The sequence below is a fragment of the Candidatus Eisenbacteria bacterium genome (assembly GCA_020847735.1).
Taxonomy (GTDB): domain Bacteria; phylum Eisenbacteria; class RBG-16-71-46; order RBG-16-71-46; family RBG-16-71-46; genus CAIXRL01.
Genome location: JADLBL010000012.1, coordinates 38,979 through 54,339, shown reverse-complemented (window position 1 = coordinate 54,339; position 15,361 = coordinate 38,979). Strand labels below are relative to the sequence as shown.

14 protein-coding genes and 1 tRNA gene are annotated in these 15,361 nt (G+C 71.6%); 1 reads left to right on the top strand and 14 read right to left on the bottom strand.

Annotated features, from left to right (window positions below):
• Positions 1-104: 104 nt before the first annotated feature.
• From IT347_05425 to IT347_05380, 10 genes are all read right to left on the bottom strand, one after another.
• Positions 105-1,055, bottom strand: a complete 951-nt coding sequence (locus tag IT347_05425) for a hypothetical protein (GenBank protein ID MCC6349015.1) — start codon at positions 1,053-1,055, stop codon at positions 105-107.
• 58 nt (positions 1,056-1,113) lie between these two features.
• The gene (locus IT347_05420) at positions 1,114-1,578 is read right to left on the bottom strand and encodes an LptE family protein (protein ID MCC6349014.1); all 465 of its coding nucleotides are present in this window, start codon (positions 1,576-1,578) and stop codon (positions 1,114-1,116) included.
• Between the two features lie 58 nt (positions 1,579-1,636).
• Positions 1,637-3,073, bottom strand: coding sequence for a sigma-54-dependent Fis family transcriptional regulator (locus IT347_05415; protein MCC6349013.1), 1,437 nt, complete (start codon positions 3,071-3,073; stop codon positions 1,637-1,639).
• Positions 3,070-4,980, bottom strand: coding sequence for a PAS domain S-box protein (locus IT347_05410; GenBank protein MCC6349012.1), 1,911 nt, complete (start codon positions 4,978-4,980; stop codon positions 3,070-3,072). Before IT347_05410 ends, IT347_05415 begins: the two co-directional genes overlap by 4 nt.
• Positions 4,981-5,114: 134 nt before the next feature.
• Positions 5,115-6,236 carry a DegT/DnrJ/EryC1/StrS family aminotransferase gene (locus IT347_05405; protein ID MCC6349011.1) on the bottom strand — a complete coding sequence of 374 codons (1,122 nt, stop codon included), beginning with the start codon at positions 6,234-6,236 and terminating at the stop codon, positions 5,115-5,117.
• A gap of 35 nt (positions 6,237-6,271) precedes the next feature.
• Positions 6,272-7,030, bottom strand: coding sequence for an N-acetyltransferase (locus IT347_05400; protein ID MCC6349010.1), 759 nt, complete (start codon positions 7,028-7,030; stop codon positions 6,272-6,274).
• Entirely contained in the window at positions 7,027-8,082 is a 1,056-nt protein-coding gene (locus tag IT347_05395; GenBank protein ID MCC6349009.1) for a Gfo/Idh/MocA family oxidoreductase, read from the bottom strand. Before IT347_05395 ends, IT347_05400 begins: the two co-directional genes overlap by 4 nt.
• Positions 8,083-8,162: 80 nt before the next feature.
• On the bottom strand, positions 8,163-9,173 hold the full coding sequence (locus IT347_05390; protein ID MCC6349008.1) for a sensor domain-containing diguanylate cyclase: 1,011 nt from the start codon (positions 9,171-9,173) through the stop codon (positions 8,163-8,165).
• A gap of 70 nt (positions 9,174-9,243) precedes the next feature.
• Positions 9,244-10,272: a ubiquinone/menaquinone biosynthesis methyltransferase gene (locus IT347_05385; GenBank protein MCC6349007.1), complete on the bottom strand. Its 1,029-nt coding sequence runs from the start codon at positions 10,270-10,272 to the stop codon at positions 9,244-9,246.
• Between the two features lie 26 nt (positions 10,273-10,298).
• A tRNA-Arg gene (locus tag IT347_05380) sits at positions 10,299-10,375 on the bottom strand.
• A gap of 261 nt (positions 10,376-10,636) precedes the next feature.
• On the opposite strand from IT347_05380, the gene IT347_05375 reads away from it, so the two are divergent.
• Positions 10,637-12,046, top strand: coding sequence for a nitronate monooxygenase (locus tag IT347_05375; protein MCC6349006.1), 1,410 nt, complete (start codon positions 10,637-10,639; stop codon positions 12,044-12,046).
• 30 nt (positions 12,047-12,076) lie between these two features.
• Here IT347_05375 and trpB read toward each other — a convergent pair whose 3' ends face one another.
• The 4 genes from trpB to IT347_05355 are packed head-to-tail and all read right to left on the bottom strand — an operon-like array spanning position 12,077 to position 15,348.
• Positions 12,077-13,285: a tryptophan synthase subunit beta gene (trpB, locus tag IT347_05370; GenBank protein ID MCC6349005.1), complete on the bottom strand. Its 1,209-nt coding sequence runs from the start codon at positions 13,283-13,285 to the stop codon at positions 12,077-12,079.
• The gene (locus IT347_05365) at positions 13,260-13,916 is read right to left on the bottom strand and encodes a phosphoribosylanthranilate isomerase (protein ID MCC6349004.1); all 657 of its coding nucleotides are present in this window, start codon (positions 13,914-13,916) and stop codon (positions 13,260-13,262) included. The genes trpB and IT347_05365 overlap by 26 nt, the downstream gene beginning before the upstream one ends.
• Positions 13,913-14,743 (bottom strand): indole-3-glycerol-phosphate synthase, encoded by an 831-nt coding sequence (locus tag IT347_05360; GenBank protein ID MCC6349003.1) that lies wholly within the window; start codon positions 14,741-14,743, stop codon positions 13,913-13,915. The genes IT347_05365 and IT347_05360 overlap by 4 nt, the downstream gene beginning before the upstream one ends.
• Entirely contained in the window at positions 14,740-15,348 is a 609-nt protein-coding gene (locus tag IT347_05355; GenBank protein MCC6349002.1) for an RDD family protein, read from the bottom strand. Before IT347_05355 ends, IT347_05360 begins: the two co-directional genes overlap by 4 nt.
• Positions 15,349-15,361: the final 13 nt, after the last annotated feature.

Here is a 15,361-nt window from a genome sequence, read left to right as displayed (position 1 = left end):
ACGGACCTGCCCGGCGAGCGTCACGCGGCGGCCGGCCGGCCGGCGGGCCGAGGCGGGCGAGCCTGCTCCCGCGAGCGCGGGGGCGGCGCGCGATCGTGCGGCGGCTACCCTCCCGCGACCGCCCGCGTCGCCTGCTCGAGCGCCGCGATCGGGTCGGCGCGACCGCCCTTCCACGCCGCTTCGGCGCGATAGATCTCGTCGAGAGCGTGCGCCAGCTCGCGCGGCGAGCGACGGCGCATGAGCTCGGCCGAAGCCGGCTTCCAGCGCGCCCAGCCGCCGAGCGCGCCGCCGACCAGGTTCGCGAGCGCGAACATCAGTTCGCCCTCGCTCTCGCGGGCGGCGAGCAGCCGGCCGAGCCGCTTGCCGGCGAGGGCCGCGTCGCCCATCGCGACGGCCAGCAGGTACTGCGGCAGCTCCGATCCGAGCACCGGACGGGCGAGGGCCAGCACGTCGGCCCGGGTCACCCTCCCGCCGGGTCCCGCCCAGCCCGCGAGCTTGGAGAGCTCGCTGAAGAAGGAAACCGACTCGGCTTCGCACACGCTGACCAGCGTCTCGAGCGCTTCGGCCTCGACGGCGATGGACTCCGACGCCAGCCGGCGTCTGCCCCATTGCGCGAGGGTGCGCGTGTCCGCGCCCGCGGCCTCCCAGGTGTTCGCGCAGGCCGACTGCAGGGGCGCGAGGGTCTTGCGGGGCTTGTCGGCCGCCGCCTCGATCAACACGATGCGCGACTCCCCCCCGGGCCGGCCGAGCCCCGCTGCCAGCTCGTTCGCGCGCTTCTCGCTGCGCGCCAGCCCCTCGACCCCCATCACCAGCGTCAGCTCGCGCGGCGCGAACAGCGAGACGCTCTGCCAGGCGTTGAGCACCACGTCCACGTCGTCCTCGCCCGGCCACAGCACGCGGGCCGCGGCCGACTCGGGCACCGCCAGCGCCCAGGCGCGGCGGTACTCGCCGAGGAACGCCGCCTTCAGCGCTTCGTCGGGACCGTGGACGTACAGCGACGGCGGGAAATCGCCGGCGAAGGCGCGTTCGAGCAGCGCCGGGCCGTCGGCCGGCACCGCCGCGCGGGCCTTCGTCGCGGCGCCGCGGCGGGCGGGCGCGCGCGCGCCCGCGTCGTCACCAGCCTTCGACCGAGCGGGTGAGGATTTCGTCCGCGATCTTGTCGATGGCTTCCTTGCGTCCATCGCTCTCCGTCTTCGCCGTCTGCCCCGGCACGTCCTGCACGTAGTAGTTCGCGGTGCGGACGATCTCGTCGCTCCACAGCTCGCGATTCTTGACCAGGTCCTTGAACGTCACCTGCACGGCGATCGTGACGCGGTACTCCTGCGCGGTCGAGGCGTCGGTGAAGCCGAAGACCGCGTTCTTGTACTGCGTGATCCTTCCCCGCACGACGCAGTTCGCCGACTTCTCGTCCACGACCTTGAGATGGTTGTCGCGCACGAAACGCTGGACCACGGCCTGCGAGATCTCCTGGTCGAGCGTGTACTCGGTGGTCGCGTTCTCGAACGTCGGGATCGCCACCGACTTGAGGTGCGACGGCAGCAGCGCGGGACTGCTCGTGTAGGCGCAGGAACAAAGCACGAGCCCCGCGGCCGTCAGCGCGGCCGCGAGGGCCGCGCGCGGGGCGCGGGGCTCGGTGTCAGGCAGCCGAAGAATGGTCCTGGGCCTCGTCGTCGCCCTTCGACTGGATGCCGAAGAGCTTCATGCGGTAGCGGAGCTTGTCGCGCTTCAGGTTGAGGAGTTCCGCCGTGCGGCTCTGGTTCCACTTCGTAGCATACGAAGCTCGCAGGATCAAGGCCCGCTCCAGTTCCTCGACGAGCGATTCGAACGGAATGCCGGTGGACGGAATCGGCCCGGTCACGACCTCGTCCACGCGCTGGCCGATCGAGGCGTCGCCGGAGGCGCGGACCCTGCCCGCGAGCTTGAAGTGCGGAGCGTCGAGCACCTCCCCCGACTCCAGAAGCACGGTGCGCTCGAACAGGTTCCGCAACTCGCGGATGTTTCCGGGCCACGGGTAGTCGAGCAGCAGGCGCTGGCCCGCCGTGGACAGGTCGCGGAACGGCTTCTTGAACTGCTTCGCGAAGCGTTCCATGAACAGCCGGGCCAGCGGGACGATGTCCTCCCGTCGTTCGCGAAGCGGCGGCACGTAGAGCGGCACGACCTTGAGACGATAGTAGAGGTCCTCGCGGAACGAACCTTCCTTCACCATCTTCTCCAGGTCCTGGTTGGTCGCCGAGATGATGCGCAGATTGACGGCGATGTCCTTGGTGCCGCCGACACGCTTGAAGGTGCGGCGCTCGAGGACACGCAGCAGCTTGACCTGCAGCATCGGCGACATCTCGCCGATTTCGTCGAGGAACAGGGTGCCGCCGTTCGCCAGCTCCATGAGCCCGAGTTTCTGGGCACGCGCATCGGTGAACGCGCCCTTCTCGTGGCCGAACAGCTCGGATTCGAGCAATTCGCTCGGGATGGCCGCGCAGTTGATTTCGACGAACGGCTGGGAGTGCCGGGCGCTCATGCGGTGGATGAGGTTCGCGAAGTATTCCTTGCCGGTGCCGCTCTCGCCCTCGATCAGGACGCTGGTCGTGTCGCCGCGCGCCACCTGCTCGGCGATCGCGTAGGCCTCCTGCATCGCCGGGCTGGACGAGTGCAGGTAGTCCTCGTCCGCGAACGCCTGGTTGCGCAGGCGGCGCAGCTCGAGCCACAGCTTCTGCGACTCCATCGCCCGCTGGGCCAGCGCCAGCAGCTCCTCGTTCTGGAACGGCTTCTTCACGAACCAGAAGGCGCCGGCGCTCATGGCCTCGACGGCCGTTTCCAGCTCGCCGAAGGCGGTCATGAGCACGACCGGAACCTCGGGCTGGACGCGCTTGATCTCGCGCAGCAGCTCGATCCCGGTGCCGTCGGGAAGTTTGAGGTCGAGAAACGCCAGGTCGGGCATGTCCCGCTCGATGGCCTCGCGGGCCTCGCGCACGGAGGCCGCCGCGAGGACCGTGTAGCCGTCCTCCTCGAGCGCCTGGCTGACGAAGTGTCGGATCGAATCCTGGTCGTCCACGACCAGTACGTTCGCCTTGCTCATGATCGTCCTCCCTGGGCATCCAACGGCAACTCCACGCGGAACGTGGCGCCGTGGCCCGGTTCGCTGTGGACGGACAGGTTTCCGCCGTGTCGCTTGACGATGTCGTGTGAGATGTACAACCCGAGGCCGGTGCCTCCGGGCTTGGTCGTGAAGAACGGCTCGAACAACGTGCGGCAGGTCGCTTCGTCGATTCCGTGGCCCTGGTCGGTGACCGTCGCCACGAGGCTGACGGGCGCGCCGCGCCCGCCGGCCGGCCGCTCGCTGGCGAAGCGCACGGCGATGCGGCTGCCGGCGGGCGACGCCTCGGCCGCGTTCTTGATGAGGTTGATGAACACCTGCTGGAGCTGGTCGGCGTCGTGCGGCGCGTCCGGCAGGCCGTGGGGGGAGTCGAAGAAGACCTCCACGCGCCGCTCGCGAAGCACCGGCTCGAGCGACTGGTGCGCGCGCCGCGCCGTCTCGAGCAGCGGGCGCGGCCGCAGTTCCAGGCGGCGCGGGTGCGTGACGTCGAACAGGTCCTGCACGATGCGGTCGAGGCGCTTGATCTCGCCGAGGATGAAGTCGACGCTGCGCCGCTGCGCCGGATCCTCCCCCAGCGCCCGCGACAGGTGTTGGACGCCCATGCCGATTCCGGTGAGTGGATTGCGGATCTCGTGCGCGACGCTGGAAGTGAACCGCCCGAGCGCGGCCAGGCGGTCGAGGCGCCGGGCGTTCTCCTCGGCGCGCTTGATCGGCGTCAGATCGAGGAAGGTGGCGATCGCCCCGTAGACGACGTCGGAATCGTCACGCAGCCGCGAGGTCGTGAGCTGGACCGGCACGGCCGATCCGTCGCGTGCACGCACCATGGCTTCCTGCCGCTGGGCGTCACGGCCCTGATCGAGCGTGTCGCGCACCAGCAGGTCCACGTCCTCGCCCAGCACCTCGGCGGCCGGCCGCGTGAGCGCCTCGGCCTCGGGCCAGCCCAGGAGATCCTCGGCCGCGCGGTTGAGGCTCAGGACCTCGCCGTCGAGGTTCACGGCCACGAGCGAGCTGACGATGCCGTCGAGCACGTCCTGCTGGAATCGCTCGCTCCGTCGCAGATCCTGCAGGAGCCGGGCGTTTTCGACCATCGGCGCCACCGACAGCGCGATGGATTCGAGCAGCGTGACGTCGCCGGCGGTCAGCGGCGGCGCGCCGGCCGAGCGGGCGGCGGCGATCACGCCGAGGGAGGCGAAGCCGCCGCAGGCGAGGCAGCGCTTCTGAGCGGCCTCGGTCTCGCCGGGCCACCCGTCCGCGGCCGGTCCCGGAGGCGGCACGAGCAGGCGGGCATCTCCGAGCAGGCAGCCCTCGCACGCACCGGCCGCGCCCCCCGAGGGGCTGCGCTGCAGCGGCACGCTCGCCAGCGAGCCGATCTGCTGGAAACGTTCGTAAAGCGGGTGACCTTCGGCGAGGAAGACGGGCGGATGCCGGCGGCCGTCCTGGTGGAGCAGCGCGCGGTTTCGCCACACGGTGCGCGCGAGGGCGCCGCGCTCGCCGATGAGCGGGCATTCCAGCGTCTCGCCGGGGCCGGAGGCGCCGGTCCACGCGCCCGTGAGCCGCCCGCGCTCGCGATCCACGAGCAGCAGGCCCACCTGCTCGAAGCCGAAGGCGTGCTGCAGGTAGCGCGCGACCGTGCGGGTGGTCTCGCCAGTGTCCACGGTGCGGCTCAGGCTGCCGGCCACCTCGCGCAGGGAGACGAGCTGGACGTTCGTCTCGATCAGGCGCCGATGGCTGCGCTCGAGCTCTTCGACCAGCTCCGAGAGCGTGCGCACGAGCGTGTCGGAGTCGTCGAGCCCCGCCGTCGCCGTGGTCGCGGCGCGATCGGAAAGCCCCCGGACTTCGTCCACCCTGCGCAACAGGGTGCGCAGCGCTTCGCTGTTCGCTTCGGTCATGGACCCGCGTCACCGCCGGGCCAGGGGTTGCTCGGCGGGGTTCGTCGAACCGTCGGAAGCGCGCCGCCGTGAGGGCGGGTGGGCGGCGCGCTTCGGTGATCCACGTCCTGCGGGCGCGATCGCGCCCGCTGGTTTCAGCCTTCCACGAACTCGCGCACGGACTGCGCGACGTGGCGAATCATGTCCTCCGTCAGCTCGGGATAGATGGGCAGGGCCAGCGTCTCGTTCGCCGCCGCCTCGGAGACGGGCAGGTCGCCCGGCTTGCCCCCGAGGTGGGCGAAGCACTTCTGCAGGTGCAGCGGCACCGGGTAGTAGACCTCGCAGCCGATGTTCCGCTCGGCCAGATGCTTCTTGAGCTCGTCGCGGCGGGCCACGCGGATCACGTACTGGTTGTAGATGTGGCGCGTGCGCGGGTCGTGGTGGGGCGTGCCGACCTTCGAGCCCTCGAACAGGCGGTTGTAGAGCGCGGCGTTCTTCGCCCGGCCCTCGCTCCAGCGGTCGAGGTGCCGCAGCTTCACGCGCAGGATGGCCGCCTGCAGGGCGTCCAGCCGCGAGTTGGTCCCGACGACCGAGTGGTAGTACTTCGGCCTCGCGCCGTGGTTGCACAGCAGCCGGACCTTGTCCGCCAGCTCGGCGCTCTGGGTGACGATCATCCCGCCGTCACCGGCGCCGCCGAGGTTCTTCGAGGGGAAGAACGAGAACGTGCCGAAGTCGCTCATCGAACCCGAGCGGCGGCCCTCCCACTCCGAGCCGATGGACTGCGCCGCGTCCTCGATCAGGTAGAGCTGGTGCTTGTCGCAGATCGCCTTGAGCGCCGGGATGTCCGCGCACTGGCCGAACAGCGAGACCGCCACGACCGCCTTGGTGCGCGGGGTGATTGCCTTCTCGAGCAGGTGCAGATCGAGGTTGTAGGTCTTCGGGTCCACGTCCACGAACACCGGGGTGGCGCCGTTGTTGGCCACCGTGCCGGCCGTGGCGAAGAACGTGTAGGTCGGGCAGATCACCTCGTCCCCGGGACCGATGTCCAGGGCCCACAGCCCGAGCAGGATCGCGTCCGTGCCCGACGCGCAGGCTACCGCGTGCGAGGTCTGCGAATAGCGTGCGACCTCCTGCTCGAGCCCCGCGATCTCGGGCCCGCCGATGAAATGGCAGCTCTCCAGGACGCCCCGGACGGCGGCGTCGACCTCGGGACGGATCGTGTCGTACTGCGCGCGCAGGTCGAGCAGCGGCACCTTCGCGATGGTGTTGGTCGGCATGGGGCTCTCCCTCGGTCGATTCCGGGCGGCCGCGGCTACGCGTCCGCCCATCCCTGGTTCTCGAGCAACTGTTCGACGGGCACCGGCCGCAGCGGACGCGCCGGCTTGCCCATCACGATCATGCGCGCCTCGACGTCCTTCGTGACCGTCGAGCCGGCGGCGACGAGGGCGTCCTCGCCGATGGTCACGCCCGGCAGCGTCACGCTGCCGGCGCCGACGCGGCCGCCCTTGCGGACCGTGACGCCCTTGAAGTGCTTGAAGCGCTCCTGCGTGCGACCTACGAAGTTGTCGTTCGAGGTGACGACGCCGGGGGCGATGAAGACGCGGTCCTCGAGCGTCGAGTAGGCGGTGATGTAGCACTCGCTCTCGAGCTTGCAGTAGCGGCCGACGGTGCAGAAATTCTCGACCGTGACGCCGCGCCCGACGATCGTGCCGCGCCCGATGGTGACGTTCTCGCGGATGGTCGCGAGGTCGGCCATCAGGACCTTGGCGTCCACGGCGGCGCCGCGATAGAGCACGACGCCCGTGCCGACGATGCTCAGCTCACCGACCGTGAGCGGCGGCAGCTCCTGCTCCTTCGTGGTCGCGGAGTTCGCGGCCTTCATGGGGCGCTTGCCCAGGGAGGCGTGGTCGTCGATGCGGACGGTGCTCCCCACCACCGTGTCCTCGTGGATCACGACGTGATGGCCCAGCCGGCAGCCGGCCCCGAGCACGACGTTCGCCCCGATGACGCAGAACTCGCCGAGCGTCGTGCCCTCGCCGATGCGCGCGGTCGGATGGACGACGCTGGTCACGCGACCTCCTGGGGCAGCGGCTGGATCGCCACCGGAGCGCCGCCGGACCTGAGCGACTTCTGGGCCGCGTCCAGGACCTTGACGACCCGCAGCCCGCCGAGCCCGTCCGTGAGCGGGGTCTTGCGATCGCGGACGCACTCGACGAAGTGCAGACACTCGAGCCGCAGCGGCTCCTGCAGCGAGATCTTCGGGATCAGGATGTCGCCGCTGCGCACCGTGAGCGCGTCGCCGTACGACACGATCTGTCCGGCGCGGTCCACGCCCTTGTCGTAGATCCGGATCTTCTCGCTGGCCTCCATGTCGTCGAACACGACCATCTTCTGCGAGCCCACGACGGTGAACTTGCGCAGCTTGTGGGGATCGAGCCACGAAACGTGCACGTGCGCCAGCTTGCCGCCGGGGAACTTCATGTCCACGAACACGACGTCCTCGACGCCGGACTGCAGGAAGTCGGAGCCGCGGGCGACCACGTCCAGCGGTTCGGCTTCGAGCAGGTGGAGCACGACCGACAGGTCGTGCGGCGCGAAGCTCCACAGCGCGTTCTCGTCCCTGCGGACCTTGCCGAGGTTGACGCGCTGACAGTAGATGTAGAGCAGGTCGCCGATCGATCCGTCCTGCACCATCTTCTTCAGGTACTGGACGCCCGGGTGGTACAGGAGCAGGTGCCCGACCATCAGGACGCGGCCCTTCTGCTTCGCCAGCCGGCAGAGCTCCTCGGCGTGCGCGACCTCGAGCGTCAGCGGCTTCTCGACGTAAACGTCCTTGCCCGCCTCGAGCAGCGACTTGGCGAGCGGATAGTGGCTCACCGCCGACGCCGCGACGACCACGCCCTGGATGTCGGGGTCGGCGGCGACCTGCGCGACGTCGGAATACGCCTTCGTGCCCGCGTACTGCGCGGCCGTCTTCTCGAGTCGCTTCGCGTCGGCGTCGCAGACCGCGACCAGCCGCGCGCCGGGCAGATTCGAGAAGTTACGGACCAGGTTCGCGCCCCAGTCCCCCGTTCCCACGACCGCGATTCCGATCCGATCCGACACCGCTTCCTCCCATTCCATTTCCGCGCGAACATCCGGGATCCCAAGTGCGAACGCGCGAAACTAACCCGCGCGCCGCGAAGGGGTCAACGCACGGCGGCTCAGGCCGCCATCGGCTCGATGCCCTCCACCCGGTTGCGCCCGTTCCGCTTCGCGGTGTAGAGCGCCCGATCGGCCGCCTCGATCAGCGAAGCGACCGTGTCGCCGTCGTCCGGGTAGCAGGAGATGCCCACGCTCACCGTGATGCTGCCGGTCGGCGCCAGCGGGAAGGTGTGCTGGGCGATGCAGGCGCGCAGCCGTTCGGCGACCGAGGCGGCGCCGACGCGTTCCGTCTGCGGAAGGATCACCGTGAACTCGTCGCCGCCGTACTTGGCCACCAGGTCCCACGAGCGCACCTGCCGGGTGAACAGCTGCGCGATCTCCTTGAGCAGGAAGCTGCCGCGCAGGTGCCCGTTGCGGTCGTTGTAGGTCTTGAGGTTGTCCACGTCCACCATGAGCAGCGTCAGGCTCTGGCGGAAGCGCAGCGCGCGCTTGATTTCGCGGCGCAGGGCGGTCTTGAGGTAACGATAGTTGTAGACCTGCGTGAGGTCGTCGGTCACCGCCATCTTCTCGAGGTTCTCGCCGATGCGCAGGTTCTCGAACAGCGCGGCCGCCCACGAGGCGAGCAGCATGAGCGCGCGCGCGTCGCGGAACTGGAAGCGCGGCGACTGCCGGCGGCGGTAGACGGCCACGTGCCCCATCTCGTGTTCCCTCAGCCGCAGCGGCACGAACAGCGCCGGACCCGAGTCGAGTCCGGGGCAGCCGGCCTCCCGTGCCGGCGGGCGCGCCTCGGAAAGGTCGGCGAAGACGCGCGGCCCTCCCCCGGTCAGGAACGAGCGGTCGAAGCTGGTGGGGGCGCACGCCCCTTCGGGGGCGTCGGGGTTCGGTTCGCCCCGCCGCAGCGTGAATCGCTCGAGGTGACGCCCGGTCCCGACGAGCAGCGTCGCACCGTCGGCATCGGTCTGCAGGAGCGCCTGCTGGAGCAGCGCCGCGATCAGTTCGGTCCGCGAGCGCGGGGCCGAGCGGCCGGTCAGGTCCATGAGTGCGGCGAGGAGTTTTCTGCGTCCCAGCATGTTGGCTCCGCGGCGTGTGGGGCAAATCCCACGCAAAGGTGGCAATGCCTGTGCCACGACGCGAATTCGGTCAGCGCCTCCGCGCGCCGGCCAGCAGGCGCAGCACCAGCCAGGCGCTGCGGAGGCCGAAGATCACCGTGCCCGCCACGATCAGCACCCAGCCGAGCGCGCGCTGGGCCTGTGTCAAAGGCAACTCGTGATTGAGTTTGCTCCAGACGATGAGCGCCCAGAGAAGGGCCGCGAAGAGCGACACCGAGAACACGGCCCGGGCCGCGAGCCAGCCCTCGGGCGCGCCCAGCGCCAGGTCGGGGCCCCTGCCGGCATGCGCGATTTCGCCCGAGGGACCGCGTGCGGAATGCACGGGCTCCGGGGGCGCGGTGGGATTTTGACCAACCTCTCCGGCCCGTCGGGCAGCCCACAGCCGCGCGGCCCCGAGCAGGAACGCCCGCCGCGCGCGGACCTCGAAGCCGGCCGCGGCCAGCTCGCGCTCGAACTCGGGCCCGCTGCCGAACTCGAAGATGGACCGACTCAGGTAGCGATAGGCGCTCGGGTCGGGCGACAGCCGGCCGAGCAGCGGGATCCCGTGGCGGACGTAGGTCGCGAGCAGCGGGCGAAGGGGGCCCTCCGCCGGCGCGGTCGCTTCGAGCACGCACAGCACGCCGCCCGGACGCAGCACCCGGGCGATCTCGGCGAGCGCCGCGCCGCGCGGGCGCAGGTTGCGGATGCCGAAGGCGATGGTCACGGCGTCGAGCGAACCGTCGCGCAGCGGCAGCCGGAAGCCGTCCGCGCACGCGAAACGAGGCGCCCAGCCGGTGGCCCCCTGCGCCTCACGCGCCGTCTCCAGCATGCGCGCGCTGACGTCCATGCCGAGCAGCAGCCTTCCCGGCCGGCGCAGCCCGCTCAGCGAGACGCCGCTGCCGGTGCACAGGTCGAGGACCGAACGCGCGTCCGCGGGAACCGCGCGCCACATCGCCTCGCGCCAGGCGCCGTCCTGCCCCAGCGTCATGAGCCGGTTGAGCAGGTCGTAACGCCCCGAGACGTCGTCGAACATCGATGCCATCGCGCGCGAGGCGTGCGGCTCGAATCGGTCGGAGGTCATGCGCAGGGCCCGTGCAGCGCGAAGGGTGGTGCGCCCGACAGGAATCGAACCTGTAACCTTTAGCTCCGGAGGCTAACGCTCTATCCAATTGAGCTACGGGCGCACGGCGGGCGAGGTTTATAGCACAGCGCCCGGTGACTTTCACGCGCGAGGCGTCGCGGTCTCCCTCGCGACTTTTCGGCGCCGGCCCGCAGAAAGCAGGCGCAATCCTCCGCGAGCGATGCTACGTTGAGGCGAATGCGCCGGCGCCCCGCGGTGGTTCACGCGGCGCCCGCGCGCGAAACCCGTTCCCGCAAGGAGTTCCGTGAGCGTTCATGCCGCGCAGGTCATGGGCGGTCCCCTGCCCCCCATCATCCAGGGCGGAATGGGCATCGCGGTGTCCAACTGGCGGCTCGCGCGTGCGGTCGCGAGCCTCGGGCAGATCGGCGTGGTGTCGGGAACCGTGATCGACACCGTGCTCGTGCGGAGGCTGCAGGACGGCGACCCCGGCGGACATGTGCGCCGCGCGATGACGCACTTCCCGATTCCCGGCGTCGCGGCGTCGGTGCTCGAGCGGTTCTTCCTGCCCGAGGGTGCGCGCGGCAGCGCACCCTACGCGCTGCTGCCCATGTACCAGCAGGTCGTGACGGCGGCGCGCGAGCAGCTCGCGATGCTCGCCGCCTTCACCGAAGTCCGGCTCGCCAAGGAAGGCCACGACGGCCTCGTCGGCATCAACCTGCTGACCAAGGTGCAGATGCCGAACCTGGCGCTGCTCTACGGGGCCCTGCTCGCCGGCGTTGACTTCGTGCTCATGGGCGCCGGCATTCCCCGCGACATCCCCGCCGCGCTCGACGCTCTGGCGCTGCACCGCCCGGCGGAGATCCGGCTCGACCTGGAGCAGGCGTCCGCGGGGCGCGTCGAGCTGCTGCGGCTCGACCCCGCGCGCCACTGGTCGGCGCTTCCCGCGCCCCTTGCGCGTCCGCGCTTCCTGCCCATCGTCGGCAGCCATTCGCTCGCGATCATGCTGGCGCGCAAGACGCCCGGCATAGACGGGTTCGTCGTCGAGGGTCCGACCGCGGGCGGCCACAACACGCCTCCGCGCGAAAAGGGCGTCTTCGACGAGAACGGAGAGCCGGTGTACGGACCGCGCGACCTCGCCGACCTGGAGAAGATCCGCGAACTGGGCCTGCCCTTCTGGGTCGCGGGCGGCGGCGGCTCCCCGGCGGCGCTGACCGCGGCCCGCGCCGCGGGCGCGGCCGGCGTGCAGGTCGGGACGCTGTTCGCCTACTGCGAGGAGTCGGGTCTCGACGAACGCATCCGCGGCTCCGTGCTGGCGAGCGCCGCGCGCGGCGAGGTGCGCGTGCGGACCGACTCGCGCGCCTCGCCCACGGGATTTCCGTTCAAGGTCGTGTCGTGGCCGCAGGCGCCGGGGGCGGACGCTCCGCGGAAGCGCATCTGCGATCTCGGCTACCTGCGCGTCGCCTACGAAAAGCCCGAGGGCGGTGTCGGCTACCGCTGCGCGAGCGAGCCGGAACGCGACTACCTCGCCAAGGGAGGCGACGCCGCCGAGCTCGACGGGCGCCGGTGCCTGTGCAACTCGCTGCTCGCCACCATCGGCCTCGCGCAGGTGCGCGAGGAAGGGCTCGAGCCACCGCTGCTGACGAGCGGCGACGACGCGGCCCATCTCGGCGATTTCCTCGCCGGCCGGACGCGCTACGCGGCCGCCGATGTCGTTCGCTGGCTGCTGGGAGGGTCGCGAGTCGCGGCCAACGGCGCGGCCGCGGCGCACGCCTGAGCCACGCGAGCCTCCCGCGTCGCGCGCAGGTCAGCGGGTTTCCGGACGCTTCCCCGTCACCCGCAGCACCTCCGCCACGTCCTTGTCGCCGCGGCCGGAGAGATTGACGACGACGCGGCGGTCGCGTCCGAGCGAGCGCCCCTCGCGCAGCACCCAGGCGAGCGCGTGCGAGGACTCGAGCGCCGGCAGGATGCCTTCGAGCCGGCACAGCGCTTCGAAGGCGGCGAGCGCCTCCTCGTCGGTCGCGCTCGAGTACTCGGCCAGCCCCTGATCGAGCAGCCACGCGTGTTCGGGGCCGAGCGCCGGGTAGTCGAGTCCGGCCGAGACCGAGTGCGTCTCGCGCACCATGCCGTGCTCGTCCTGCAGGATCAGCGTGCGCGTGCCGTGCAGCACGCCGGTCGTGTGCTCGGGCACGCGTGCGGCGTGCTTTCCGCTCGCCAGGCCCAGTCCGCCGGCCTCGACGCCGACCTTGCGCACGGCCGCATCGCCGAGGAACGCGTGGAAGAGCCCGATCGCGTTGCTCCCCCCGCCCACGCAGGCGACCAGCACGTCGGGCAGACCGCCGGCGAGCGCCGCGAACTGCGCGCGCGCCTCGAGCCCGATCACGCGGTGGAAGTCGCGCACGAGCCGCGGGAACGGGTGCGGCCCGAGCACCGAGCCGAGCACGTAGTGCGTGTCGCGCACGCGCGTCACCCAGTCGCGCAGCGCCTCGTTGATCGCGTCCTTGAGCGTCCTCGAGCCGGCGTCCACCTCGCGAACCTCGGCGCCCAGGAGCTTCATGCGCTCGACGTTGAGCTTCTGGCGGCGGGCATCCTCGACGCCCATGTAGACGACGCACGCGAGCCCGAAGCGGGCGGCCGCGGCGGCGGTCGCGACGCCGTGCTGGCCGGCGCCGGTCTCGGCGATGACCCGCGGCTTGCCCATGCGGCGGGCCAGCAGGCACTGGCCGATCGTGTTGTTGATCTTGTGCGCGCCGGTGTGGAGCAGGTCCTCGCGCTTGAGAAAGACGCGGCAGCCGGCCGCCTCCGAAAGGCGAACGGCCTCGATCAGCGGCGTCGGCCGGCCGGCGAAGTCGCGCAGCGTGTCGGCCAGCTCGCGGCGGAAGCCCTCGTCGGCCTGCGCGCGCTCGTACTCGCGCTCGAGCTCGTCCAGCGCGTGCACGAGCGTCTCCGGCACGAACCGCCCGCCGTAGGGGCCGAAGTGCCCGCGGGCGTCAGGCGGAACGGGCGGCGCCGGCATCGCACTCCCTCACGGCGGCGACGAAGCGCCGGACGCGATCAGGGTCCTTGAGTCCAGGGGCGCGCTCGAGCCGCGAGGCCGCGTCCACGCCGAACGGGCGCGCCGCGGCGATCGCGGCGGCGACGTTGTCCGCGGCGAGCCCGCCGGCCAGCATGACCGGCCGGCTCGCGGCGAGTTCGCGCGCCGACGTCCACGGGAACGACTCGCCCGTACCGCCGGCGAGCGTGGCGTGCGCGGTGTCGAGCAGGATCAGGTGCGGTTCCGCGGGCAGCGGGTCGCGGCGCAGGCCGTCCGCGCCCACGCGCGCCGAGAACGCGCACGGCAGCGGAAAATCCACCGGCCAGCGGTCCGGATCCACGCGATGCAGCTGGACGCGCGCCGCGCCGGCCCGCTGCGCCAGCGCGAGCGCCTGTTCGGGGCCGACCCCCGCCATCACCGCGACGGCGACCGCGCCGCCGAGTCCGGCGACGATTTCGCCGGCGAGCGCGGCGTCCACGCGGCGGGGGCTGTCGGCGTGGAGCACGAATCCGAGCCAGTCAGCGCCGGCCGCGAGCGCGACGCGCGCATCCTCGGCGTTCGTCACGCCGCAGACCTTGACGATGGTGTGGCCGCCGGAAGCCACGGTTCTCACCGCCCTTCCCCCGCCGCGGACGCGAGCATCGAGAGCGTCGCCGCGGGGTCGGCGCTGGTCATGAACACCTCGCCCATCAGCACCGCGTCGCAGCGCGTCGCACGCAGGCGCGCGAGATCCTCGGGCCGCGAAAGGCCGCTCTCGGCGACGGCGGTGACGAGCGGGGGAACCCTGGGCAGCAGCGCGAGCGAAACCCCGAGGTCCACCTCGAACGTGCGCAGGTCGCGGTTGTTGATGCCGACCAGGGTCGCGCCCGCGCGCAGGCTGCGGATCAGCTCGGGCTCGTCGTGCACCTCGACCAGCGCGTCCAGCCCGAGCAGCCGGGCCTCGGTGATGTAGCGCTGCAGTTCGGTCTCCGAGAGCAGCGAGGCCAGAAGCAGCACGCCATCGGCCCCGCGCGCGGCCGCGTCGAGGATCTGGTAGGAGTCCACGACGAAGTCCTTGAGCAGCAGCGGCAGCGCGACGGTGGGGCGCACGGCGTCCAGCCATGCGAGGTCGCCGCCGAAGTGGTCGGGCTCGGTCACGAGCGAAACGGCGGCAGCGCCGCCGGCGGCGTACAGCCCGGCCATCGCGACGGGGTCCACGTCCCCGCGCAGCACCCCGCGCGAGGGCGAGGCGCGCTTGACCTCGCACAGCAGCCGCAGCGGGTTTCCGGCCGGGCCGCGGCGCAGGGCGCGCTCGAGCCTGCCGGCGGGCTCGGTCCGCGGCAATCGCGCGCGCAGGACGTGCGGCGGGACCGCCTGGTGCATCGCCGCGACGCGGCGGCGACGGTCCCCGGCGATGCGCACGAGGACGTCGGGGACGCCTGCCGCTCCGCCGGACATCACGCCGGGCCCTGATGCGCGGCGCCGGCTTCGGGCGAGCGCACGACCAGGCAGCCCGCCACCAGGTCGTGAAGCGTCTGTCGCCTGCGGGTCCACAGGTTGAGCAGGTAGCCCAGCCCGCAGGTCATGCCCGACAGCCATTGCGCCCAGTTTCGGCCGGTCGCCCGCAGGAACGAGATGCGCCGCATCCGGTCGTCGCACACGCGCAGCCCGAGGAGCTGCTGACCGAGCGTCCCCTGGGCGCGGGAGGACTCGAGGACCGCGCAGTAGAGCCAGTAGAGCAGGAGGTTGATCACCCCGGCGCGCAGCAGGGCGGCATCCATCGGGTTGCCGCTCCCCCACGCATCCATGCCCGAGAGCACGCGAACGATGGCGGTGGGAAAGAACAGCACCAGCGTGTCCACGATTCCGCTCGCGAAGCGCCGCCAGAAGCCGCCGGGAATCATGGCGTCCGCGGCGTGGGCGACGGACGGAGGATGGACCGCGGTCGCGGGCTCCGGGAGGGCCGGGGCGCTCACGCCGGCGGCGCCGCCGTGCACGGGCGCTCCGCAGCGCGAACAGACCGCCTCGCCTTCGGAAAGCCACTGGCCGCATTGCGCGCAGAACATGCCGGCCCCTCCC